This is a genomic window from Ruegeria sp. CF8 (genome assembly GCF_056537285.1).
Map to the genome: position 1 here is coordinate 1 of NZ_JBQFRG010000002.1, position 23013 is coordinate 23013.

The following is a 23013-nucleotide window of genomic DNA, read 5'->3' on the forward strand; positions in this document are numbered from 1 at the left end:
AATACCTCGACGCAGCCGAGTAAACCCAAAACAAAACCCCGCCAAATCAATGGCGGGGTTTTCGCCAATCGGAAACAATCGTTCCGATGTGGCGCTGACCGAAACAAGGTTGGTACATAAAATGAAACACTATGTTGTCACGAATGATCGCGAGAACGCGGTCACAGGTACGGCCCCGAATTCGGAACGGTTGCGGTGCATCGACGTCATTTTGTACCGGAGCTCTGATAAAGCCTCGGCAGAAATGGTTTTGGAATTTTACCGGGCCTTGAACACATTGGTGGACAAACATTCTTATGTGGTGAACTTGCGTGTACCCGCTGAAGACCCAGTTGGCGGACCGCTTTATTGGACAGGGCGGACAGCCATCTTTTGGGGCGGCTTCGAAACCGCCTGGTGCCCAACCGCGGCAGAGAAATCCTGGATCAATCAGGTCCTGAACCTATCCCCCAGATCCATCGTTGTCGGAGGCGCGGTCATGCTGCTGGCCCAACTATGCGGCGCGAAATGCAGCACCGCCGCAGTACATTCAGGTTTTGAAGCGGCAGCTCTGGAATTGGGGATCAGAAACAGCGGTACTTCGACTCACTTTTCCGCTGACGGGCGTATACACAGCGCCAATACGCGCCTCAGTGCCCTTCGCCTTCTGACTGAGTTCGTGTCCTTGGATCATGGCGAGCATTTGGCGGATACACTACGGCGCTATGTCGGTTTGACCGAACCCCGACGAACAACTGAAAGCCAGCTTGCAAACCGGCTTATCCGTAAATCCAATGGAGATCGGATTGTAACCCTTGCGGTTGAGAAAATGCTTGAGAACATTGAAGACCCGCTGAGAATTTCAGATCTGTCAGATTTGGTCGGGACATCCATCCGACAGCTTCAAAGGCGATTTCTGTGCAAGACCGGTGCGACGCTATTGGACACGTACAAGGAACTCAGACTGGAGCGGTCAAACAGCCTGTTGAAATACACAGATATGCCGCTTGTCGAGATTGCGTCTGCGACGGGCTTTTCCTCCAGAACGGCGATGTCGCGGGCCTTTTTCAAGCGCTATAAGTCGCGCCCAGAGCAGGTACGGAACGGGCGCTTTCTTGGGCATGCTCTCGATTGAGGCAAAACGGCGAACACGCAGCTTCCAAGCGGCGGGCCCGGAATGCATTGAGATCTGAGAAACATATCGCGCGCAGTGGCTTGAGAGCCAAATCCAGACCACCAAAGATCGCGTTCCAAGCTACTCAGATTTAGGCCAATCTGCCGCAGGACGGGCTGTCGCAGGGGCTCTTCAAGGTCCGAATTACAACTCTATCTGTGTTTCAAACAAGGCGAACACAGGTGTGAGATGGACGCGTTAATTCTGTCCCGAATACAGTTTGGGGCAAACATATCTTTCCATATTCTTTTCCCGACGATCACGATTGCTCTGGGTTGGGTGCTGCTTTTCTTCAAGCTGCGCTACAACGCAACTGGGGACGACAAATGGATGGGGGCGTATCGCTTTTGGGTGAAGGTCTTTGCCCTGTCCTTTGCGATGGGAGTTGTCTCCGGGATCACGATGTCCTTCCAGTTCGGCACCAATTGGCCGGGCTTCATGGAGACAGTCGGTAATATAGCCGGTCCGTTGCTGGCCTATGAAATCCTGACGGCGTTCTTTCTTGAGGCCGTTTTCCTGGGGATCATGCTGTTTGGGTTTTCAAAGGTACCAAATTGGTTGCACACAACAGCGACCTTCCTTGTGGCCTTTGGTACCACGATGTCCGCCTTCTGGATTCTGGTCTTGAACAGTTGGATGCACACGCCAGTCGGATTCGAGATGCGTGAGGGTGTGGCCTTTGCCACGGATTGGTGGGCAATCATCTTCAATCCGTCGATGCCATATCGTCTGGCACATATGCTGATGGCGAGCGGTCTGACAGTGGCATTCCTGATCCTTGGCTTTTCTGCCTACCGTTGGCTGAACGGAGATCGTGGTCAGGACGTGCGCGCCACGTTCAAAACCGGTGCGTGGATAGGTGCCGTACTGATCCCTGCGCAGATCTACGTGGGCGATCTGCATGGCCTGAATACGTTGGAGCATCAGCCTCAGAAAGTCGCCGCAATGGAAGGGAACTGGGACACGCAGTCCAACGTGCCTTTGGTGCTGTTTGCCATACCGGACCAGGTCGCGCGCGAAAACCGTCATGAGATCAGTGTCCCCAACCTCGCTTCGATCATTCTGACGCACAAAGCCGATGGTGTTGTGCCGGGGCTGAACGATTTTGTGGCAGAGGATGGTACAGTTCTACACCCACCCGTTGCACCGGTTTTCTGGTCTTTCCGCATAATGGTGGGTACGGGTATGACGATGTTGCTGCTGAGCTGGTCAGCGCTGTGGTTCATGCGGCGCGGTCGCGGGCCCGGTGGGGTGCCGAAGGTAATGCAACTGGCGCTGGTACCGATGGCGTTTTCGGGCTGGGTCGCCACACTGGCCGGTTGGTACACCACGGAAATCGGTCGCCAGCCGTGGCTTGTACAGGGCGTACTGACAACGGAACAAGCGGTGGCAGATGTTCCCGCCCCGATGGTTGGCGCCACGCTGGCCGTATATTTGCTGATCTATGCACTGTTGCTTGCTGCTTACATTGGCGTGCTGTTCTACCTAGCCAGAAAGGCGGGCAGGTCTGGCCCCACGGCCCCTAAACCCACTAATGCCGTGTCCAATGAGGCGCAGACTGTCCCGGCGGAGTAGACATGATGGAATTCTTTGGTGATCCGACACACTGGCTGCCTCTGACCTTTGCAGCTTTGATGGGGCTATCCATTCTGGTTTATGTCGTGTTGGATGGGTTCGATCTGGGCGTTGGGGTTCTGTTCCCCTTCGCCGATGACGCCGAAAAGGACCGTATGGTCGCATCAATCGGCCCATTCTGGGACGCAAATGAAACCTGGCTGGTTCTGGCCATCGGTATCTTGCTGGTGGCCTTCCCAACGGCGCATGGCGTGATCCTAACATCACTTTATCTACCCGTTGCCATTATGCTGATTGGCCTGATCCTGCGGGGCGTCGCGTTTGAGTTTCGCGTCAAAGCTCCGGCACATCACAAACATCTCTGGAACAAAGCCTTTTTCGCAGGCTCCGCCATGACCGCGCTATCGCAGGGCTTCATGCTGGGCAAATACATCATGGGGCTGGATGGCAGTTTCGGCACATGGGTCTTTGCCATGATCACAGCCGTTTTTTTGGCCGTGGGGTATTCCTTCATTGGTGCTTGCTGGATCATCCTCAAGACCGACGGCGCGTTGCAGAAGAAGGCTGTGGGTTGGGCAAAAGGTGGGATTTGGGGGTTGGTTTTGGGCCTGAGTGCCGTTTCGCTGGCCACCCCTTGGGTCAGCCCGCGCATCTTTGGCAAATGGTTCACATTCCCCGAGTTCTTCCTGCTTTTGCCCTTACCGCTCATGTCAGGCATTCTGATCGCTTTGCTGTGGTATGCGTTACGCCATCTTCCAACGCGGAATGACAACTGGGCCTGGTTTCCTTTTGCGGCATCTATCGTTTTATTCACGCTTGCCTTTTTCGGGATGGCTTACAGTTTCTATCCCTACGTCGTCCCTGAGCAATTGACGATTTACGAGGCCGCGAGTGCGCCGGAAAGTCTGTTCATTATCCTGATCGGATCGATCTTTGTGCTTCCCGTTATCGCGGGTTACACGGTGCTGTCCTACACGATCTTCCGGGGCAAGGCGACTGAGCTGCGTTATGACTGAGCCTGCGTGTCGAGACGCTCGGAAAAAAATAGAAGGTGGTGCGGGCAACCTAAAGTTGGTCCAAAACCATCTTCGCGCTTTCAAGATAGTCTTGCTGTTTTTCAGGGGCCATTCGGCCCCACGTTCTGTAGGCATGGCCTAACCGGGGATTGTCGCGCAGTTTTTCTGCATTGCGCACCAGGAAATGCCAGTAGAGAGGATTGAACGGGCAAGCGTTCGGGCCGGTTTTTTGTTTCACATCATAGCGGCATGTGTCGCAATGATCCGACATCTTGTTGATGTAGTTGCCGCTGGCTGCATAAGGTTTCGACCCCAGTAACCCCCCGTCCGCAAATTGGCTCATGCCGATGACATTGGGGGCTTCGACCCACTCATAAGCATCGGTATAGACGGCCAGATACCATTCATGCACTTGCGCCGGGTCAATACCTGCCAACATGGCGAAATTGCCCGTGACCATCAGGCGTTGAATGTGATGGGCATAGGCTTCATCCCGTGTCTGCAAAATTGCCTGTTTCATACAGGCCATGTCAGTTTCTGCAGTCCAATAAAACGCGGGCAGGGGGCGTGTGGCGTTCAGGAAATTCTGTTGTGTATAGCCCGGCATCCGCATCCAATAGATGCCGCGCACAAACTCGCGCCAGCCGATGATCTGACGGATATAACCCTCGACCGCGTTTAGGGGGGCGTGGCCTTCATAATAGGCGCGCTCGACCCGGTGGCAGATTTCCAACGGCGATAGCAACCCTGCGTTCAAATACTGCGCGAGAACCGAGTGATACAGGAACGGTTCACCCGTTAACATTGCATCCTGATAGTCGCCGAAATACGGCAATGTAGTTTCCACAAAATGTTCTAACGCTTGAAGGGCTTTGTCCCGTGTGACGGCAAACCAAAACGGGCGCAGCGTGCCGAAGTGGGTGCTGAAACGAGCGTCGACCAGGTCCAGCACTTCATTGGTGATTTCATCCGGTTCGACATGCACAGGCCGCGGCATGAAGAAATCTGATTTGGCGGGTTTGCGGTTCTCTGTGTCAAAGTTCCATTTGCCGCCCTCGGGCGCGTCGCCGTTCATCAAAAGCCCGGTCTTGCGGCGCATTTCGCGATAGAAAAATTCCATCCGCAGCTGTTTGCGCCCCTCGGCCCATTGGCGAAACTCGGCATGATCAGCGATGAAACGGTCATCGGGCAAGACTTCCAGGTCGCCGCATTCGGAAAAGGCTTGGCACAGGCGGTATTCGCCGGGTTCGGTGACGACGGCCGTTTTCAATCCCAAGGCTTTTCGGGCGCGGTCGATTTCACCCACAAGGCTGCCGGTGTTGTCTGGATCATCCAACTTTACATACCGGACGCACCAGCCCTCCTGTTCAAGTTCCTGTGCAAAGTGACGCATTGCTGACAGAACAAAGGCAATCTTCTTCGGGTGGTGCGGAACATAGCGTGTCTCGTCCCGGACCTCTGCCATAAGCACGACGTCGCGCGCAGTAACACCTTGACGCAGCGCAACCATCTGGGTGGAAAGCTGATCGCCAAGGATGACAATTAGTTTGGGGCGCGTTTCATTCATAAACGCGGAGCTAGAACGTTAGCGTCAGTCGACCAGACCAACTTGCGCGCCAAAGATTGTGCAGATGCGGCAGCATAACACCCGTGGCCCCAGAAAAGGTAAAAGTAAGAATTGCACCGAGACTTTGGCAAAAAGTTTCAGGAGTTTGAAAACGGTCGACACGCATCCGTTACAGCCACAGCACTGGACGGATTCAAATGAACGAAGGTTAGTCTGGCAGAAAAGCTCTTGGGTTCACTCACTGGCGTAGTAGCCAACCACATCGCCATCTGTTGTTACACCCAGGCCGTTCAGCAATCGATTGGCGTAGTTGAAATAGCCGACGATCTGGTTGATTTCGAGAATCTCGCCGTCGTCCCAACCCGATTGTCTGAGCGCAGTAACGTCGGATTCAACCATTTTGGCCGGGGCCACTGTCAACTTCTCGGCATAGATCAAAGCCGCCAGATGTGCGCCGTCGAAGGCATCCTGCGGTTTGTGGGCTTTCAGTGCGGCCTCAATCTTGTCCGCCCGCGCCTCATCGCCAATCAGGTGTCGGGCGTTGGCCCAGTGATTGGCATAGGAGTAGGGACACGTGTTCAGTGTCGAAACATAAGAGCTGATCACTTCCTGAAACCACATGGGGATCGTGTTGCTGTCGTCGTGCAGGCAAGCGCGATACAACACCACGTGCCCTTTCATGGTGTTAGGGCGCAGGGAATGCACCCGCATTACATTGTCCACGGTACCGTGCGGTGTCCGGGCAAGGTCCAGCACCGCCTGCAGCGGTGCATCGGCATCTTCGTCAGAAATCATCCGTATCCAGGCAGACATGAAACGGTTCCCTTTCCTAAGTCATGAGAGCTGTATTTGGGGCAGGACAGTGCGTTATCCCGCCAATGTATGAACAGGCCCTGCCTACTAAGCAATCGGATTGATTCTTGTGCGGTTCTGTACTGGGCCTGAAGGTTTGGCTGTGCAACGAAGTCAGCCAGCTTTTCGAAGCCCGATATCCATGTCGGGATGGGCAAACAGCCCCGCAGCGCAAGGATACCGACTTAGAATTTCGGTACCACCCGGAAGACGATCGGCATAGAAACGCCCGTTTTCCCAATAGGTAGTGCCATCGATGACAATGCTGGGATCGATCACGTTCCAGCTGATTTCACCCGGCGCGTAGGTGCCGCACGTGTGAAAATGCAGGATACGTGGATTGCCAAAGGCAGCCCCGCCCCAACGTTCGTAGTTCTGGCGCATGTCCCAAGGATAGCCGCATCCGGGATGGATGCCTGCGTGCCAGGAATGCACAAAGTTTCGGTCAATGCCGAACTGTTCGGCCACCCGATCATAGTGCGCTTCGGCCTGTGCAACATCCGCCGGATGCCCTTCAAACCCTGTCAGGCGGCCCTGGTCAAGGCGGGCGAGAACCGGGTGAGCGAATTCGATTGTGTAGTCTTCATAATATTTCGAGCCCGTCCCCGTTAGAAACGTCAGCGCAACACGGCCAGAAAAGCTGTGCGCCGGTACCGGCGTAAACACTGACATGGGGAACCGCAGGACCGAAGTGTCGCCTGACGGGTCGAGGTTCATTTCAGGTTTTCCACGCACATCGGTGCCCAAAGGACAGGTGAACCGTACCTCCTGTGCGGTGTTCAAGACTTCATTGATCCCGGCCTTGAGTTCCATGAAGGCGTCATGATGGCCATTTGAAAAACCGGATCCGAATTGTTCCCGGCTTAGGGCAAAACTGACAATGATCTTTTTGCCTTTTGGCATCTGTGAAAAACGCAACTGATCCCCGAGGCGCGCCAAAAACAGGATAATGTCAGCAGTCTCGAACCGGGCCAGCAGCTCTGGGGACAAATGCGGTTTGTCAGGGTTGAACCCCACATCAACCGTATCCACGAACAAGCCCATGGACCGGGCCACCCCGGAAACAATTTTCACGCTATCCGCGTCGAAATACCCAAATTCCGGCGGCTCGTATGCGATCAGCAGCCGGTCACCGGCGGTTGCTTGCGCACAGTTTGTCAAAAGGTTTCGCGCGCCGCGCTCGGGCGTAATGTCCGACATTCGCGTCTCCTGAGGGTTTGGGTTTGTAGAGATTACCAACCGGCGACGTCACCTATCTATTTGAAAGTGATTATGAGTGACATTAGAGTTACTAATATGATCTTGAACTTGCCCTATTCTGCACTAAGAGCGTTCGAGGCCGTTGTCCGCCATTCGGGGTTTTCGCCTGCTGCAACGGAACTGGGTGTCAGCCAAAGTGCGGTCAGCCAGCATGTACGCAGCCTTGAGGAATGGCTGGGGCGCGAGCTGTTGGTGCGCGGCGCGCGCCAGTCACGCCCGACCCGCGAAGGAGAGTTGCTCGCGCTTGCGATCTCAGAAGGGTTAGGGCGCATTTCAGATGTGTGCGCACAACTCAGGGACAAAACCCGCTCAGACAGGACAATTGTGATTTCATGCCTACCGGGTTTTGCCTTCAACTGGTTGTTTCCACGCCTTTTACGCTTTGATATGGCTCATCCGGACCTGTCGATTTCTATTGCAACGGACACCGGGCAATTTCCATTTTCTGGTGCGGATGCCGATATCGGAATTCGGTACGGGTTGGGCGATTACCCTGGCTATCAGGTCGATTTGCTTATGAATGAGCAATTGTTCCCGGTCTGCGCGCCGTCGCTGTTGCCCGATCTGCGAAACGTTGAAGACCTCGCCAGACACACAATGCTGGTGGATGAGAACCTGCATCACGGGGCAGCCAGCCCCACATGGGAGTTCTGGGCGCGGCGCTGCGGTCTGACTCTGCCAACCGCGCTTCGAACTCGCCGATTGGGACAGTCCAATATGGTTGTGCAGGCGGCAATCGAAGGTTTAGGTGTGGCATTGGGGCGGGAACCTTTGGTCATTGATATGATGAGCGACGGCCGCTTGGTTCGACCCTTCAAAGAAATGACCCAATCACCGTTGTCTTATTGGCTGGTGCGACCGCATGAATCCAAAGACAGCGCCAAAGTGTCCGAGTTCCTGACATGGATTCACTCCGAAGTCGCCACACAACCCGAAATCCCGCAGTCTGCGTCTTTTTGAAATTAGTCAAGCTTATATAAGCCATTAAAACTCTGGCATAGCATATGGGCGCTCAGCCACTCATAGTGGCAATAGGTACCTAGAACGTTGGAGAGCTGAATGTTTCTGAGAAACTGTTGGTATGTCGCGGCCTGGAGCAAGGACGTCGGGCGCGAACTGAAGGCCGAAACGTTTCTAGGTGAAAACATCGTGCTCTACCGACAACAGGACGGTACGCCGGTTGCGCTAGAGGATGCCTGCCCCCATCGTAAACTACCACTTTCAAAGGGTAATCTGATCGGCGATGTCGTCGAATGCGGCTATCACGGCTTAAAATTCGATTGTTCAGGCAAATGTACCGACAGCCCAACTCAGCGCGGAATGACCCCGCGCCGGGCGGTCGTAAAATCCTATCCAGTGGTGGATCGGTACAGGTATCTTTGGATTTGGATGGGTGATCCTGCTCTGGCGGATCCGGACAAGATATTTCCGATTGAGAACTTTGATGACCCAAGCTGGGGCAAAACCGATGGTGGTGTGATGGATATCGACTGCCATTACCTGTGGGTCTGCGACAATCTACTGGACCCCAGCCATGTGGCCTGGGTTCATGTCACGTCTTTTGCGGGCGCGGGCACGGATGAAGAACCGCTGAATGTTGAGAAAACCGATCGTGGTGTGATCGTGTCACGCTGGATCGAAAACAAACCGCCTTCACCTTATTATGCCAACTTGGTTGCGTTTGAGGGCGACTGTGATCGGCTGCAGCACTACGAGATGTGCCTGCCTGCCATCGCGCTGAACAAATCCGTTTATACGCCCGTTGGAACTGGTGGCTATGGAAAACCCCATGTTGATGAGACCTATGTCAATATCTCATACAATTTCATGACGCCGATTGACGAAGACCGGACCCGCTATTTCTGGTTTCAGCATCGCAATACGGATCCAGACAACGCTGAAGTCTCGAAGTTCATGAATGACGGTGCGCGTATGGCCTTTCTTGAGGACAAAGAGGTGTTGGAAGAGGTGCATCTTGGCATGAAGCACGCCAAGACACCTCATATCGATCTTGGCTTGGACAAGGGTGCCAAACTGTTCCGTAAGGCACTGGACAGCGCCATTGAAGCTGAAACGACATCTGCCGAACTTGCTGTTCAAGCCTGAGCTCTGGTCTAACGAACCACTTCAAATGATGGGAAACGTGGCCGGAAATAGTGCAGATCGGCAGGATCTTGGAGCAGTGAATTAGCAAGCTGAACTGGTGTCTTGCAGGTCAATACCCAGCCGAAACCAGCTTTCCATTTCTCAGGTCAAGCGTGTCTGGCGCCAATGCCTGACGGAAGGATGGGGCATGACTGACCAACAAAATGGCCTGAGGCAAGCCCTGTAAAATCTCCAGCAGGCGGGCTTCGTTCTTGGTGTCGAGCGCATTGGTCGGTTCGTCCAATAACAGCGCCTGCGGCTCCATCGCCAGCACGGTGGCAAGGGTCACAAGCCGCTTTTCGCCCCCGGACAATTTATGCGTGATGCGGTCTCGCAGGTGCATCAAGTCCAGATCGGACAGAACCTTATCAACAATGGCAAGCGCCTCGACCTTGCTGCGGCCCAGATTGAGCGGTCCAAACGCGATGTCTTCTGCGACGGTGGGGCAAAACAGTTGGTCGTCGGGGTCTTGAAACACCAGCCCGATCTCTCGGCGTACCTCGTGGAAATCTGCTTCGGCCCGTCGGTCCTTGCCAAGGGCAATCACGCGTCCTGCGGTCGGTTTCTGCAACCCAAGGGCAATGCGAAACAGCGTAGATTTTCCCGCCCCGTTGGGCCCGGTAATTGACAGGCGTTGACCCGGCTCAAGTGAAAGTGATGCACCGTCCAGGACGGAAGTCTGCCCGGGATAGGCGAAATGGATATCTTCGAGTTTAAGGATCGTCATAGGAAATCCAGGCAAAGAAGACCGAAGCAGATCGAACCCAAGGTCACAGCAAACATGCAATCCCGTCGGGTCAGGCAAAAATCCTGAAGCAAAAGTAGCCGCCCAGAAAACCCCCGGCATTTCATAGCGCCCAGTATGCGTTCTGACCGTTCGATGGCACGCACCAGCATCATGCCAACCAGATAGCCAAAGCTGCGATACGTGTGCCAGTTGGTGCCGGGGCGGAAGCCACGAACTTTCATGGCTCCGCGAAGGCGCAGATATTCTTCGCGCAAGACTTCGATATATCGGATGGTAAACATCAGCAAATGCACAAGAACCTCTGGGCAGCGCAGTTTGTACAACGCATGCCCCAGAGTGACGGGCTCCAACGTGCCGACCAGAACCATCAGCGCCAGAACCACCGCGTTGGCTGTCAGGGCAATCTCAATGGCCTTCCAGAGTCCCTGCCAACTGGCCGGATACCCAAACATAGTGAACATCGCGTCGCCGGGCATGGAAAAAGGCAAAAGTACCAACATGAAGATGATAAAGCTGTCCATCATTGCCATGCGTTTGAGTGTGCGGCGCACGGGGAGGCGGGACATCAAAAGCAGTCCGATTGAGACCGCCAGAGCCACAAGCAACGTGGGGATTCTGGATAGCGAAACCGTAACAACAGCAAAAAAGCACGTCATTACGATCCGCATCCGAGGGTCCAACTCCCCGATCACCCCGAAAGGTGCGCCGGCATCAGCCTCGGCCAGTGTCTTTGCCTGAGGTTCCAGAGCGTGGGCCATCAGGCGGCCATTTTTCGGCGTGCAGCGACATAAAAGCCGATACCGAACAGACCTATGATGTAGCCGATCCCTCCAAGAACGGTCTGCAAGTCGTTTTGTTCGCGATAGGCGGCAATCTCACGACGCAGAGGGCGGGTTTCGTCTCGTACCGCTTGGGCAATGGCCGCGCGCTCCTCGTCGGTTAATGACGCGACAGTCGTCGCGGTATCGTTTGTGGTTTCAACCTGCGTAACAGGTTTTACAAGCTCGGCATCCACGCCCAAAATCTCAGCCACTTCCTCGGCGGGCATGGTGACCTCGGCAAGATGACCAGCGCCCAGATCTGCTTTGAACGTGTGCGCGACAGGTTCGGTGGGGGTGTAGAGGAAGAAACCATCGGTATCGGTGACTGTTCGCCCCAGTTCAGCGCCATTGGGGCCGTAAACAACAACTTCTTGGTTTTCAGCCATGTCGCCGTTGGAAAAGCCCAACTCCCCTTCAATCGCGTCGCCTGCGGGAAAGACCCCTGCGATAACTTTATGGGCCAGCGCAGGAAGTGGGGTAAGCCATACCGCAACAACGAAAATTAGCTGTCTCATACGGGGGCGCCTCTAAGAAAGAGTTCAGGCTTGACCTTGCGGGCCAATAGAATAGCGAAACCGGTAAGTACCGCTTCGATTGCCATGACGGGAATATGTGCAAAAAAGACCAGTTTCGCGGCTGGTAGAAACGCGTCACCAGACAGAGCCAACGAAACAGCGACAAATGCCGTCGTGGCCGCAATCGAAAACGCTCCGCCGATGCCGCCCCAAATAGCGCCCTGTACAGGAGAGCCGCGTGCGATCAGACGGCCAAAGATCATCCATGTCAGCACTGCCGGAAGTGCGATGTTGACCGTGTTAATCCCAAGCACAGTCAAACCGCCAAAGCCGAAAAACACGGCTTGAAGCAGCAGGCCAACAAACAGCGCAGGAAAAGCGGCCCAGCCAAGCAAAAGCCCGGCTAGACCGTTCAGGATCAAATGCACAGAGGAAGGACCGATCGGCACATGGATCAGCGAAGCTACAAAAAAGCTGGCCGACAGCACGCCCGCGGTGGGAATGCGGTCCAGGTCCAGCGATTTCAGCCCCACAGCAATGCCGCCAGCCGCTGCGATTGCGCCGCCGATCACAACTGGGTTCGAAAGGGCTCCGTCCACGATGTGCATAGGGGCTACTCCAGATCCCAGGCGCGGATCCAGATCACAGCATCCTGGCTCAGTTCTTTGCCTTCATGTTCGGTTTTTGGGCCTGAACCCAGAGCAGCAAAACCCCAGTAACCCGCTTTCGGCACGCCAAAGGTGAAATAGCCGTTCTCATCTGAAATCGCGACCAATGCGCCGCCCGGCAGAGGGGATGTAGTAGCATCTTTTGCACCGTTTCCGGCCAAGTCTGGCTCTGCTGCCATGTATTCGATTTCGATCTCGGCACCAGCAACTGGCTCACCTTCGCTTAATACGCGGCCAGTAAAGGTGGACCCTGCAATGACGTTATAGGGCTTGTTCAACGGCAGAATTTCGGTCGCCAGACCTTGCGGTTGATCCCAGTCGGTGGGCAGTTCATTGCGGTTCAGGTAAGCCTTTGTGATCTGCTGGATATAGATATCCTCGGATTCTTCGTAATAAGGCGCAGGTACCGTCACCAGCACATAGTCGCCGGACCGTTTCACCGGGACCGACCCAAGAAACGCTTTGGCGCTGTTCTCGGGGCCTTCGAATGTGGTTTCTTCCAACGTACCCAATAGATCGATCTTTTCGCTGTTGTGGATCACATAGAACTCTTCCGGCTTTTCCAGGATCATCGCGTGCCCGGCTTCAAACGGATGCCAGAAGACCAACTTGACCGGAACGTCACCCGGACGCTCGATCATGGTATCTTCGGTGTATTCCAGCAGGAAATGAGCCTGCGCCAGCGCAGGCATTGCCACAGCAGCTGCCGCGGCCAACAAAAAGTGTTTCACAAATACGTCCTTCTCACGTCGCGCCTTCCCCGGCACGCATTGATTTTTGACATTGGGGAATGCGAAACCATTTGCCCCAACGGGCAAACAGATCCGGCGCACACCCCGTCGCCGATGATGAGCACCCCTTCCGGGGGCGCATGTTCGGCAGGTCTCCTGACTTGCGGGTCTTCACGCTAAACTGGCCTTCCCGGGTGTAACCCAGTGGCGTCATCAGTCTCGCTCGCCGCTTACAGTTGCGGGGGCAGTTGCAGATTTGGCCAAGAATGTGCCGCACTGCATTCCCTATTGCCTCCGGGTGACTCCCCGGAACCGAACATGGCGCGTTGATGACAGAAAAACTTGGATACGGTCAACTCCCGATTGCGGCATTGAGAGGGTCATCTGCGAATTCCGGAGGTGTTCTGATTGCATCTTTTCGACTTCGATCATGTCCAAGAGAGGGGTGTTGCGACCTGTTCGCTGGTTGGGGTCGATTGTCAGATGCGGGATGCAGATGTCATTTTTTTGTTGCCGAAACCGGTTTCGGAACAATTAAATTAAAGAATGATGGCGAATCCCGAACTGCAACAGCGACAAATCCGATCCCGGCGCGCCGCGTCGGGTGGGCGGGTGAAGCTTGACGAATTGGCTGATCACCTCGGCCTTTCGAAAAGCACCGTGTCGCGTGCATTGAACGGGTATTCCGACATCTCAGAAACAACGCGAAAGCGGGTCGAGGTAACGGCGCGCAAGATGGGGTATCGCCCGCTCAGCCACGCTCAAGCTATTCGAACAGGGCGCGTGCGTGCCATTGCCATGGTTATCAACAGTGAAGAACCGGATCGGCACAATCCATTCTTTCAGGACTTTCTTGCGGGCGCTTGCGAAGCCGCCAGTGCATCTGACTGGACGATGACAATTTCGACCGCGAAATCGAAACAGGACATGCTAAATGTTTTGGGTCGTCTGGTCGAAGAACGAAAGGCCGACGGATTCATCCTGCCACGTACCGAAGTCGATGACGCGCGGGTTGGGTACCTAAGCGACTTGCAGGTGCCCTTCATCCTTTATGGTCGGACAGGGTATGGTCGGACCGGTTTTCAGGATGAAACGTCGTGGTTTGATATTTCCGGCGAAACGGCCATGAGCGACGCAGTCGGACGTTTGGTCCGTTTTGGTCACAGCCGCATCGGCTTTGTTGGCAGTGATCCGAAGTTCAACTATAGTCACCTGCGTCGGGATGGCTATGTCGACGGGCTTAGGGCTGCAGGATTGCCGGTCGATCCTGATTTGATCCGCGACGGGGCCCGCACCCGCGAAGAAGGGGCCTCTGAAGCGCGCGCATTGTTGCGCTTGTCTGTCCCGCCGACCGCGATTGTATTTGCGACGGATCAGGCGGCATTGGGAAGCTACCCTGTGTGTGCAGAATTTGGCCTTGAGATCGGGCGCGATGTCTCGGTCCTTGGGTATGACGGAATCCCGGAATGCCAATATGCCAGCCCTGGGCTGACGACGTTCAGCGTCGACTCCAAACGGGCAGGTGAACGCCTTGCAACGATGCTGATTCGTCAGACCAGAGGGGAAGAACCCGCAACTTTGCGTGAACTTAGCCAGGCGGCGCTGATCGAACGCGACTCTGACGGGCCGCCACTGCTGACGTCGAGCGAGTTGGCGAAAAAAATCAAACGAACCATGGAAGATAATCGGGGAGGAAACCGACCATGAAACTTACACCAAACGCAGCCAGGCTGATGCTCGGCTCTTCGTTGGCACTGGCGCTGACGGCCATGTCGGTACAGGCGGACACGATCCGTTTCTGGACGACCGAAGAGCAGCCCGAGCGTCTGGCGAAACAGCAGGAAATGGCTGACCAGTTCAAGGCTGAGACCGGTACAACGGTCGAAGTGATCCCTGTCACGGAAACGGATCTGGGCACCCGCGCAACCGCAGCCTTTGCCGCAGGTGACTTGCCGGACGTGGTTTACCACCCGTTGCAGTACGCTCTGCCATGGGCCGAAGCAGGAATTCTGGACACCGAAGCTGCGACCGAAGTGATCGAAGAACTGGGCGCTGATACCTTCGCGCCTGGTGCTTTGGGTATGGCAGCGTTCAATGGTGAAACGGCTTCGGTTCCGGTAGATGGCTGGACGCAAATGGTTGTCTATCGCAAAGACCTGTTCGATGAAGCCGGGTTGGAAGCGCCTGACAGTTTTGCCGACATTCAGGCTGCACTTGAGGCGCTGCACAACCCGCCAGAAATGTATGGCTTTGTCTCGGCCACCAAAGTTGATGAGAACTTCATGAGCCAGGTTCTGGAGCACGTTTTCCTTGCCAATGGCGTCTCACCCGTTGGCGCCGATGGCTTCCAGCCGCTGGATGAGGCCAAGACCACCGAGGTACTGGATTTCTACAAGGCTATTTCCAAAGCCTCGCCTCCGGGTGAACTCTTCTGGAAGCAATCGCGCGAGCTGTATTTCGATGGAAAAGCCGCGATGATCATCTGGTCGCCATTTATTCTGGACGAATTGGCAGGTCTGCGTGACAGCGCCCCGCCAACCATCAACGACGACCCGACCTCTCGCGATCTGGCCAGCAAGACAGGTATCGTGACCAAACTGTCCGGCCCGTCGAACCCCGATGGCGCGGCCTGGGGTGATGTTCGGTACTTCGGTATCACCAATGATGCGGACACCGACGCGGCGATGGAATTCGTAAAGTTTGCCATGGATGACGGCTATACCCAGACCCTTGCCATTGCGCCTGAGGGTAAGTTCCCGGTTCGCCGTGGCAATTCGGACAACCCGACCGCGTTCTCTGAAGCCTGGGCGGAACTGCCCGTCGGTGTTGATCGCAAGGCCCCGCTGGGCGAGTTGTACGAACAGGCGATGATCGATGAGATTGTTGGCGGTCTGGACGTGGCGCAGCGCTGGGGCGTGGCCGAGGGGCAATTGGCGCTGGCGTCGAAAATGATCAACTCTCAGGCCATCAATCGTGTTGTACGTCAGTACATTGATGACGAGATCGACGCAGCCGCAGCGGTTGCAGCCATGAACGAAGAGCTGGCGAAGGTTCAGTAATCAAGTGGCATCTGCAGCGGCGTGCGCGCCGCTGCACCTAACCCTTCGAGGTACCCCATGACTTCGGCCACCCCACCGACCGGAACCGGGGCGTTAGCCAAACGCGAGGCGCGTCTGGCCTGGACGCTGCTGGCTCCGACCGTGATCAGTGTATCGCTTGTGGTGATCTTGCCTTTGCTGGCAATCTTCTGGATCAGCTTCAAGCCATTTACCCTGTCCGATCTACGCCCTCCTGCACCGGTTGTGCGTGAAAGCCTGCGTGGATCGGGCGACGATCTGCGGATTGAATACCGCTTACGCAACTCTAGTCAGGAGATCGCAATCGACGGCGTCACCCTCACCGACGTTCTGCCCGACGGCGTCGTTATGGGGGAGGTTGTTGCCCCCTGTGTTTTGGACGGGCCGGACCTGTTTTGTGACTTCGGCACTCTCGAAGGGGGGCAGCGCGAGCGCATACGCATTCCCGTTGACGTGGACGGCGACCCCGATGCCTTTGAAGACGTAATCGAAGCGTCAGAACCGCGTGTAACTGGCAGTGGGCCGAACGTTCTCACCAACCTTGAATTCAGCCTCGAAAACTATGCCCGCGTCTTTGATGGAGCTGAGTTCTGGGGCGTGCTCTGGGTCACGCTGTTTTACACAGTGTTCGGGACCATTGGCGCCTTGGTCATGGGCCTGTTTGCGGCTTTGTTGCTGAATAAAAGCTTCAAAGGGCAGGGGTTCATCCGGGGTCTTTACCTGTTTCCCTATGTCGCTCCTGTCATTGCGGTGGCTTTCACCTGGGTCACCCTGTTTGATCCGTTTTCGGGGTCGGCCAATGCGCTTTTGATCCAGATGGGTCTGACCAGCGCGCCGATCAACTTTTTCGGCGAACGCCCACTGGCGCTGATCATGGTCACGGTGTTTGAAATCTGGCGCTATTTCCCGCTGTCCTTCCTGTTCATTCTGGCGCGGATGCAATCCATTGATAGCAGCATGTATGAAGCGGCTGATATGGATGGCGCGTCGCCCTTCCAGAAGTTCTGGTTGCTGAGCATCCCGCAACTGTTGGGCATCCTGTCGGTGCTGTTCCTGTTGCGCTTCATCTGGACGTTCAACAAGTTCGACGACATTTTCCTTCTGACCGGTGGTAATGCGGGCACCCGAACTCTGACTGTGAATGTCTACGAGCAGGCGTTTGCGATCTCGAATATCGGGGCAGGCGCGGCAGTCGCCGTGGTGATCCTGATGTGCCTGATTGCCTTCAGCTTTGTCTTCTTCCGCTTCATCAGCCGTGAGGAGGGTCTGTGATGCGCAAAGGTTTCATCACCGGCCCGGTTCTGGGCGCACTCTGGCTAGTCATCATTGCCAGCACCGTCGCTGTCACCATGTCCTTCGCCACCGGCGCAGCGTTTCGCCCGCAGGTGGGGTTGAGCCTGATTTGGGGCGCGGTGGCAGGTCTCACTTACGTTGCGTTTCCAGCGCGCCACGCCCCGGCGCGATTGGTGATCTCCGTGCTGCTGGGTTTGTCTTGCCTAAGTGGTTTGGGTCCCGTTCTGATTGGTCCGGATACGACGCCGCAGGCAAGCCTAATCACGGTCGTCGCGGTCGCGGTTGTCATGCACTTGTCATTGGCCGAGATCCTCAAAGAACTGCCCTTCGCCGAACTGACACGCCATGAATTCGAAGATGCGGTGATCCGCTTTTGTACCGGGTTTGGCTATATCTTTTTCACGGCCATTGTTGTCATCCCCTTCTATGTGATGGTGATGACCAGCCTAAAATCACAACAGGCGCTGTTGCAGAACCCGCTGGATTTCTCAGTAGACCTGAGCCAGGGCACCGCGTTGTTCCGCAGCTATACCGAACTGTTCCGCGATTTCAATTTCGGCACCTATCTCTGGACGTCCTTCTACGTCTCGGTCCTGACGGTGTTCATTACGTTGCTGTTCAGTGTTCCCGGTGCCTATGCGGTGGCGCGGTTCCGGTTCAAAGGGCAAAAGGCGTTTTCGCGGTCGATCCTGCTGATCTACATGGTGCCGATGATCGTTCTGGCGCTGCCGATTTACATCGCGTTTTCGCTGACGGGCCTTCGAAACTCGATCCTTGGCATTGTCATGATCTACCCGGTCACGACGATCCCCGTCGCGCTTTATATGCTGCAGGGTTACTTCCGAGGTCTGCCCACCGAAGTGGAAGAAGCCGGTTTGATGGATGGTCTGTCGCGTTTGGCCGTGATTTGGAAGATCACCCTGCCGCTCAGCCTGCCTGCGCTGGCCTCGGTATCGCTTTATGTCTTCATGATTGCCTGGAACGAGTTCCTTTTGGCTTTCATGCTGCTGGACGATCCGTCGAAATTTACCCTGACTCGAGGCGTTACAATGCTGAATTCCTCGGAAATTCCCCGACAACACCTGATGGCCGGTGCGGTGATCGCAACCTTGCCGATCATGGCGTTGTTTCTGGGACTTGAACGTTTCATGACCAAGGGCCTGACTGCGGGGTCCGTCAAAGGATGACTGAGATGAACCAACATACAAACCCAGACCGCGAAGCGCGCAATATCCTGATTGCCAATGATCGCGGAGGTTACACGATCCCGACCGAGGGGCTGTACCCCTATCAATGGAACTGGGACAGCGCGATTGCTGCCCTGGGGTTTGCGGAATTCGACATCGACCGCGCCTGGACCGAGGTCGAAACGCTGTTCTCAGGCCAATGGCCGGACGGCATGGTGCCGCACATCCTGTTCCACCAGCAGGATGACGGGTATTTTCCCGGCCCGGACGTTTGGGGGTGCAACGGCCCGATTTTGTCTTCGGGGATAATTCAACCACCTATCGCGGCGACAATGGTCCGCAAGATCTGGGAGCAGGACCGCGTTGCTGGCGAGCAACGCTTGCGAGACCTGTTTCCAAAGCTATTGGCTTGGCATCGATGGATCATGAAGTGGCGTCTGGATGACAAGGACGCGGTCTGCACGACGCATCCGTGGGAAGCTGGCCGCGATAACGCCCCTGACTGGGACAAGTCGATGGCCCGCATGGACGCTTCAGATGTCGGTGAATATCAACGCCGAGACACAACGCACGTAAACAGCGACGACCGGCCAACCAAGTTCGACTATGATCGGTACATCAAGCTGGTTCAGATTGGTCGTGAGGCCGAATGGGATCAGCAGATCCTGCTGGAAAAGAACCCGTTTCGGGTTGCCGACCCAACGATGACATTCACAGCGTTGCGTGCTGCAAGAGATCTGTTGGCGATCAGCGAAGAACTTGGTCTTGAGGCCGAAGGATTGCGTGCAGATGTTGATCGGCTCGAAAGCGGCGGGCTGTCTTTGTGGAACGAAGAACTGGACAGCTTTGATTCCCGTGACGCTCATACGGGTGAATGGGCGGGTAGCATCTCGAACGCGTCATACATGTGCTGGTATGCGGGTATCGATTCAGAAAAGATGTTGAAGCGTTTGAATTCGGTGTTGGAGACCGTTCCCTATCCAGTTCCAAGCTATGATCCGTCGATGCCAAACTTTGATGCGCGCCGCTATTGGCGTGGTCCGACCTGGGCCATCATGAACATGATGATCGGATTTGGACTGGAAGACATGGGCCACATGCAGCAGGCAGAAGATTTACGCCAAAAAACTGCTAAGCTGATTTCGAACTACGGGTTTGCTGAGTATTTTGATCCAAAGACCGGCAGCCCAGCCGGTGGCACAGCGTTCACTTGGACAGCTGCCGTCTGGCTTCACTGGGCAGGGAGAAGCTAATGGGCAGCATTGAACTAAAGTCGGTCGAAAAATGGTTTGGGTCAGCCCAGGTCATCAAAGGCGTGGACCTCAAGATCGAAGAGGGTGAATTCATTGTGTTTGTCGGCCCCTCTGGCTGTGGCAAATCCACCTTATTGCGCATGATTGGCGGGCTCGAGGATATCTCGCGCGGATCACTTCTGATCAATGACACTGACGTCACCGATCATCCGCCCTCGAAACGCGGGCTGACGATGGTGTTCCAGTCTTATGCGCTTTACCCGCACCTGACGGTGGCTGAAAACATGGGGTTCTCGCTGAAAGTAGCCGGGGTGCCAAAGGCTGAGATCGCAGAGCAGGTCAACACAGCCGCAGAGGTTTTGAAGCTTGGACCGTTTCTGGATCGTCGACCAAAAGACTTGTCAGGCGGACAGCGCCAGCGCGTCGCCATCGGCCGATCCATCGTGCGTGATCCCACTGCCTTTTTGTTCGACGAGCCGCTTTCGAACCTCGACGCGGCCTTGCGGGTCGAGATGCGGTACGAGATCGCCAAGCTGCACCAAAGCCTCAAGCGCACGATGATCTATGTGACCCATGATCAGGTCGAAGCCATGACGCTGGCCGACCGGATCGTGGTTCTGGAATACGGTAAGATCGCTCAGGTCGGCACGCCCCGCGAGCTCTATGAACGTCCTGCCAATCTGTTTGTGGCGCAGTTCATTGGAAGCCCGAAAATGAACGTGTTGCCCTGTTCCGCTCAAGGCGGCAGCTATACGCTTGCACACGGTAGGGGCGGTCAATTTGCGTTTTCCGGCGAAGCCAACCGATTGGGTGTGCGCCCTGAACACATCGAAGTGGTTACAGCGGGCGAAGGCCAGACCGACGGTGTGATCGAGGTGATCGAATACCTGGGTGCCGATACGTTCTTAATCGTAGATGTCGGTGCTGAAGAAAAGGTCACTGTGCGTTTGAATGGAGATACGGACCTCAAACCGGGCGCACAGATCGGTTTGCATTTCCCGACCAACAAGCTGCACTTTTTCGATGAAGATGGTCAAGCTGTCGGTCGGGAATAGTCCGATACACTGCCGATAGCTTTTCAAGCACGCGTTGCGGTTTCAATTCATGAACCGCAACGCGTTCTTTTTTTGAGAACATGTGCAGCTTTGTGCCAGCTTTCGCCCGCATCGGCTGGTTTATTGTCAAAAACTCTTGGATCCTGTGGCAATCTATATGCCGACAGGATCATACTGTGTTTTTATCCGTCACATCCAATTGACCCTTGCGTGATTTGAAAAGTCGGTGAGGCGACTTTGATTTTTGGGGATGGCTATTGAATTAAAGGCAGACACGATGTTGGCTACATCTTGTTGAATTTGCTCGAAACGAGAGAAGAGAGACATGGCGAAAAACGTGTGTGAGGTCCTGCTGGACATATTGGCAGATGCAGGTGGTCGTCAGATCTTTGGCGTGGTTGGCGACGCGCTTAACCCTTTTCTCGAAGCCATGCGCGGGGATGATAGGTTTGAGTGGAAAGGGCTGCGGCATGAAGAAAACGCAGCTTATGCAGCTTATTCGCAGTCGCATCTGACAGGTGGTATCGGGATTTGTGCCGGCACGGTTGGCCCCGGAGCACTGCATCTGATCAATGGGCTTTACAACGCCAAACGCGAAGGTGCGGGTGTAGTCGCGATTACCGGCCAAATCGCCCACCGGGAACGCGGCACAGGCTATCATCAGGAAGTGAACCTGGAAAAGGCGTTTGATGATGTGTGCGACTATCAGGCGGTGATCCACACACCGGATCAGATGCCGCGTCTTGCCCAGATCGCTGTGCAACGCGCGCTCATCAACCGCGAGGTGGTGAGGATTGAACTGCCCATCGATGTATCCGAGCAAAAGGTGCCAAGCCTGCACCAGTACCATCCACTTTTGAAACGGCCCTCTACCCTGATCCCACCCGAGGAAGAGATCACTCGGGCCGCACAGATCATTAACGCAGGCAAGAAGGTGGCGCTTTTCGCTGGCGTTGGCTGCCGCGAGGCCAAAGAGCAGGTGTTGGCCCTGTCTCAAAAGCTCAACGCCCCGCTAGCGCACACGTTGAAGGGCAAGGATATCTTCGACTACGACGACCCGAATGTGGTTGGCATGACCGGTCTGATCGGTAACCCCGGCGGTTATCATGCAGTGCGCGATTGTGATGTGCTGGTTATGCTGGGCACCGACTTTCCATATGAATGGTTCCTGCCAGAAAAGGCCAAGATCGTGCAGATCGACCGTAGCGTCGAAAATCTGGGTCGCCGTGCGCCTATCGCATCGGGTTTGTTGGGGGATGTCGGAGCAACGCTGGACCGGCTGCTGCCTCAAGTAACCGAGAAAGAAGACCGAAGCTTTGCCGATCACCAGGTCAAACTCTGTAACAAGTGGTTGGTGCAACAAGACAAAGAGGCCAGCCTCGAACGCGCAAGCGAACCGTTGCACCCGCAGTTATTTGCCCGCGAGATTTCCAATCAGGCCGCAGAAGATGCAGTTTTTGCGATGGATATCGGTGAATGCACCGTCTGGGTGGCGCGGCAGACCCGAATGAAGGGTGGGCGTCGTATGGTGGGTTCATTCAATCATTCCTCTCTGGGCTCTGGCTTGCCTTCGGCGCTAGGAGCAGCGGCGCTCGATCCCTCGCGTGAGGTCTGGACCTTCTGCGGCGACGGTGGCTTTGGCATGTCGATGCAGGATTTCGTAACCGCCGTCCGCTATGACTGGCCGATCAAAGTGATTGTGTTCAACAACCAGACACTGGGTTTCGTGAAGATGGAGATGGAGGTTGCGGGCTACGCAGTGAATCCAATCGCCACCGATCTGGTGAACCCGGATTTTGCCGAATATGCCAAGGTCTGCGGCGGTGATGGTGTGCGCGTAGAACATGCAGCTGACATCAAGGATGCCATAGAACAGGCCAAAGCCAGTACCAAGCCGTTCATTATCGACGCCATGGTCACACCGGGTGAACTGGTGATGCCCCCACATGTGGACACCAAGATGGCCTGGGGCTTTGGTATGTCCAAACTGAAAGAAGGAATACTGCTGGCCAAGGGCGACCACGCCCAGTGGGACAATTGGGTCAAAGAGCTCAAGGCGCAGCTGTAATGCAGGCGCCAATCCAAGTTAGAAACCGG

General features: G+C 55.5%; 20 protein-coding genes and 1 riboswitch. Of the genes, 12 read left to right on the forward strand and 8 right to left on the reverse strand.

From position 1 onward, the window contains the following. The first annotated feature begins 121 nt into the window (after positions 1 to 121). The 3 genes from ACR0EV_RS04720 (at position 122) to ACR0EV_RS04730 (ending at position 3744) form a co-directional block, all read left to right on the forward strand. Complete coding sequence (locus ACR0EV_RS04720; RefSeq protein WP_480799014.1) at positions 122 to 1114, forward strand: helix-turn-helix domain-containing protein; 993 nt, start codon at positions 122 to 124, stop codon at positions 1112 to 1114. A 228-nt stretch (positions 1115 to 1342) separates the two neighbouring features. Next, entirely contained in the window at positions 1343 to 2728 is a 1386-nt protein-coding gene (locus tag ACR0EV_RS04725) for a cytochrome ubiquinol oxidase subunit I (protein WP_480799015.1), read from the forward strand. 5 nt (positions 2729 to 2733) lie between these two features. Further along, complete coding sequence (locus tag ACR0EV_RS04730; protein WP_480799571.1) at positions 2734 to 3744, forward strand: cytochrome d ubiquinol oxidase subunit II; 1011 nt, start codon at positions 2734 to 2736, stop codon at positions 3742 to 3744. Between the two features lie 49 nt (positions 3745 to 3793). Here the strand turns inward: ACR0EV_RS04730 and ACR0EV_RS04735 are convergent, their stop codons facing one another. The 3 genes from ACR0EV_RS04735 to ACR0EV_RS04745 all read right to left on the reverse strand — a co-directional run bounded on the left by ACR0EV_RS04735 (position 3794) and on the right by ACR0EV_RS04745 (position 7363). Continuing rightward, entirely contained in the window at positions 3794 to 5311 is a 1518-nt protein-coding gene (locus tag ACR0EV_RS04735; RefSeq protein ID WP_480799016.1) for a cryptochrome/photolyase family protein, read from the reverse strand. A gap of 234 nt (positions 5312 to 5545) precedes the next feature. Beyond that, positions 5546 to 6124, reverse strand: coding sequence for a carboxymuconolactone decarboxylase family protein (locus tag ACR0EV_RS04740; RefSeq protein WP_480799017.1), 579 nt, complete (start codon positions 6122 to 6124; stop codon positions 5546 to 5548). 153 nt (positions 6125 to 6277) lie between these two features. Continuing rightward, positions 6278 to 7363 (reverse strand): hypothetical protein, encoded by a 1086-nt coding sequence (locus ACR0EV_RS04745; RefSeq protein WP_480799018.1) that lies wholly within the window; start codon positions 7361 to 7363, stop codon positions 6278 to 6280. 96 nt (positions 7364 to 7459) lie between these two features. Between ACR0EV_RS04745 and ACR0EV_RS04750 the strand changes: the two genes are divergently transcribed. Continuing rightward, positions 7460 to 8383, forward strand: coding sequence for a LysR substrate-binding domain-containing protein (locus ACR0EV_RS04750; RefSeq protein ID WP_480799019.1), 924 nt, complete (start codon positions 7460 to 7462; stop codon positions 8381 to 8383). Between the two features lie 99 nt (positions 8384 to 8482). After that, on the forward strand, positions 8483 to 9529 hold the full coding sequence (locus ACR0EV_RS04755) for an aromatic ring-hydroxylating dioxygenase subunit alpha (RefSeq protein ID WP_480799020.1): 1047 nt from the start codon (positions 8483 to 8485) through the stop codon (positions 9527 to 9529). 109 nt (positions 9530 to 9638) lie between these two features. Here the strand turns inward: ACR0EV_RS04755 and ACR0EV_RS04760 are convergent, their stop codons facing one another. Genes ACR0EV_RS04760 through ACR0EV_RS04780 form a run of 5 tightly spaced genes read right to left on the reverse strand, consistent with a single transcriptional unit; the run spans position 9639 to position 13051 of the window. Further along, positions 9639 to 10295: an energy-coupling factor ABC transporter ATP-binding protein gene (locus tag ACR0EV_RS04760; RefSeq protein WP_480799021.1), complete on the reverse strand. Its 657-nt coding sequence runs from the start codon at positions 10293 to 10295 to the stop codon at positions 9639 to 9641. Then, the gene (gene cbiQ / locus ACR0EV_RS04765) at positions 10292 to 11074 is read right to left on the reverse strand and encodes a cobalt ECF transporter T component CbiQ (protein ID WP_480799022.1); all 783 of its coding nucleotides are present in this window, start codon (positions 11072 to 11074) and stop codon (positions 10292 to 10294) included. The genes ACR0EV_RS04760 and cbiQ overlap by 4 nt, the downstream gene beginning before the upstream one ends. Continuing rightward, entirely contained in the window at positions 11074 to 11652 is a 579-nt protein-coding gene (locus ACR0EV_RS04770; protein WP_480799023.1) for a cobalt ABC transporter permease, read from the reverse strand. The genes cbiQ and ACR0EV_RS04770 overlap by 1 nt, the downstream gene beginning before the upstream one ends. Further along, positions 11649 to 12260: a cobalt transporter CbiM gene (cbiM, locus tag ACR0EV_RS04775; protein ID WP_480799024.1), complete on the reverse strand. Its 612-nt coding sequence runs from the start codon at positions 12258 to 12260 to the stop codon at positions 11649 to 11651. The genes ACR0EV_RS04770 and cbiM overlap by 4 nt, the downstream gene beginning before the upstream one ends. Positions 12261 to 12265: 5 nt before the next feature. After that, complete coding sequence (locus ACR0EV_RS04780) at positions 12266 to 13051, reverse strand: DUF4198 domain-containing protein (protein ID WP_480799025.1); 786 nt, start codon at positions 13049 to 13051, stop codon at positions 12266 to 12268. 129 nt (positions 13052 to 13180) lie between these two features. Continuing rightward, positions 13181 to 13383, reverse strand: a riboswitch (cobalamin riboswitch). Positions 13384 to 13600: 217 nt separating this feature from the next. Between ACR0EV_RS04780 and ACR0EV_RS04785 the strand changes: the two genes are divergently transcribed. From ACR0EV_RS04785 to ACR0EV_RS04815, 7 genes are all read left to right on the forward strand, one after another. Then, on the forward strand, positions 13601 to 14758 hold the full coding sequence (locus ACR0EV_RS04785; RefSeq protein WP_480799026.1) for a LacI family DNA-binding transcriptional regulator: 1158 nt from the start codon (positions 13601 to 13603) through the stop codon (positions 14756 to 14758). After that, entirely contained in the window at positions 14755 to 16110 is a 1356-nt protein-coding gene (locus ACR0EV_RS04790) for an ABC transporter substrate-binding protein (RefSeq protein WP_480799027.1), read from the forward strand. Before ACR0EV_RS04785 ends, ACR0EV_RS04790 begins: the two co-directional genes overlap by 4 nt. Positions 16111 to 16167: 57 nt before the next feature. Beyond that, positions 16168 to 17400 (forward strand): carbohydrate ABC transporter permease, encoded by a 1233-nt coding sequence (locus ACR0EV_RS04795; RefSeq protein ID WP_480799028.1) that lies wholly within the window; start codon positions 16168 to 16170, stop codon positions 17398 to 17400. Next, a complete protein-coding gene (locus tag ACR0EV_RS04800; RefSeq protein WP_480799029.1) occupies positions 17400 to 18608 on the forward strand; it encodes a carbohydrate ABC transporter permease in 1209 nt (402 codons plus the stop codon). Before ACR0EV_RS04795 ends, ACR0EV_RS04800 begins: the two co-directional genes overlap by 1 nt. Before the next feature lie 5 nt (positions 18609 to 18613). Further along, positions 18614 to 19861, forward strand: coding sequence for an MGH1-like glycoside hydrolase domain-containing protein (locus ACR0EV_RS04805; protein ID WP_480799030.1), 1248 nt, complete (start codon positions 18614 to 18616; stop codon positions 19859 to 19861). Next, a complete protein-coding gene (locus ACR0EV_RS04810) occupies positions 19861 to 20916 on the forward strand; it encodes an ABC transporter ATP-binding protein (protein ID WP_480799031.1) in 1056 nt (351 codons plus the stop codon). Before ACR0EV_RS04805 ends, ACR0EV_RS04810 begins: the two co-directional genes overlap by 1 nt. Before the next feature lie 325 nt (positions 20917 to 21241). Next, positions 21242 to 22984, forward strand: a complete 1743-nt coding sequence (locus ACR0EV_RS04815; protein ID WP_480799032.1) for a thiamine pyrophosphate-dependent enzyme — start codon at positions 21242 to 21244, stop codon at positions 22982 to 22984. Positions 22985 to 23013 lie beyond the last annotated feature (29 nt).

Bases quoted from the DNA above. Each gene is read 5' to 3' on its own strand.
- ACR0EV_RS04720 (WP_480799014.1), top strand. From the start codon at position 122: ATGAAACACTATGTTGTCACGAATGATCGCGAGAACGCGGTCACAGGT.
- ACR0EV_RS04725 (WP_480799015.1), top strand. From the start codon at position 1,343: ATGGACGCGTTAATTCTGTCCCGAATACAGTTTGGGGCAAACATATCT.
- ACR0EV_RS04730 (WP_480799571.1), top strand. From the start codon at position 2,734: ATGGAATTCTTTGGTGATCCGACACACTGGCTGCCTCTGACCTTTGCA.
- ACR0EV_RS04735 (WP_480799016.1), bottom strand. From the start codon at position 5,311: ATGAATGAAACGCGCCCCAAACTAATTGTCATCCTTGGCGATCAGCTT.
- ACR0EV_RS04740 (WP_480799017.1), bottom strand. From the start codon at position 6,124: ATGTCTGCCTGGATACGGATGATTTCTGACGAAGATGCCGATGCACCG.
- ACR0EV_RS04745 (WP_480799018.1), bottom strand. From the start codon at position 7,363: ATGTCGGACATTACGCCCGAGCGCGGCGCGCGAAACCTTTTGACAAAC.
- ACR0EV_RS04750 (WP_480799019.1), top strand. From the start codon at position 7,460: ATGATCTTGAACTTGCCCTATTCTGCACTAAGAGCGTTCGAGGCCGTT.
- ACR0EV_RS04755 (WP_480799020.1), top strand. From the start codon at position 8,483: ATGTTTCTGAGAAACTGTTGGTATGTCGCGGCCTGGAGCAAGGACGTC.
- ACR0EV_RS04760 (WP_480799021.1), bottom strand. From the start codon at position 10,295: ATGACGATCCTTAAACTCGAAGATATCCATTTCGCCTATCCCGGGCAG.
- cbiQ (WP_480799022.1), bottom strand. From the start codon at position 11,074: ATGGCCCACGCTCTGGAACCTCAGGCAAAGACACTGGCCGAGGCTGAT.
- ACR0EV_RS04770 (WP_480799023.1), bottom strand. From the start codon at position 11,652: ATGAGACAGCTAATTTTCGTTGTTGCGGTATGGCTTACCCCACTTCCT.
- cbiM (WP_480799024.1), bottom strand. From the start codon at position 12,260: ATGCACATCGTGGACGGAGCCCTTTCGAACCCAGTTGTGATCGGCGGC.
- ACR0EV_RS04785 (WP_480799026.1), top strand. From the start codon at position 13,601: ATGGCGAATCCCGAACTGCAACAGCGACAAATCCGATCCCGGCGCGCC.
- ACR0EV_RS04790 (WP_480799027.1), top strand. From the start codon at position 14,755: ATGAAACTTACACCAAACGCAGCCAGGCTGATGCTCGGCTCTTCGTTG.
- ACR0EV_RS04795 (WP_480799028.1), top strand. From the start codon at position 16,168: ATGACTTCGGCCACCCCACCGACCGGAACCGGGGCGTTAGCCAAACGC.
- ACR0EV_RS04800 (WP_480799029.1), top strand. From the start codon at position 17,400: ATGCGCAAAGGTTTCATCACCGGCCCGGTTCTGGGCGCACTCTGGCTA.
- ACR0EV_RS04805 (WP_480799030.1), top strand. From the start codon at position 18,614: ATGAACCAACATACAAACCCAGACCGCGAAGCGCGCAATATCCTGATT.
- ACR0EV_RS04810 (WP_480799031.1), top strand. From the start codon at position 19,861: ATGGGCAGCATTGAACTAAAGTCGGTCGAAAAATGGTTTGGGTCAGCC.
- ACR0EV_RS04815 (WP_480799032.1), top strand. From the start codon at position 21,242: ATGGCGAAAAACGTGTGTGAGGTCCTGCTGGACATATTGGCAGATGCA.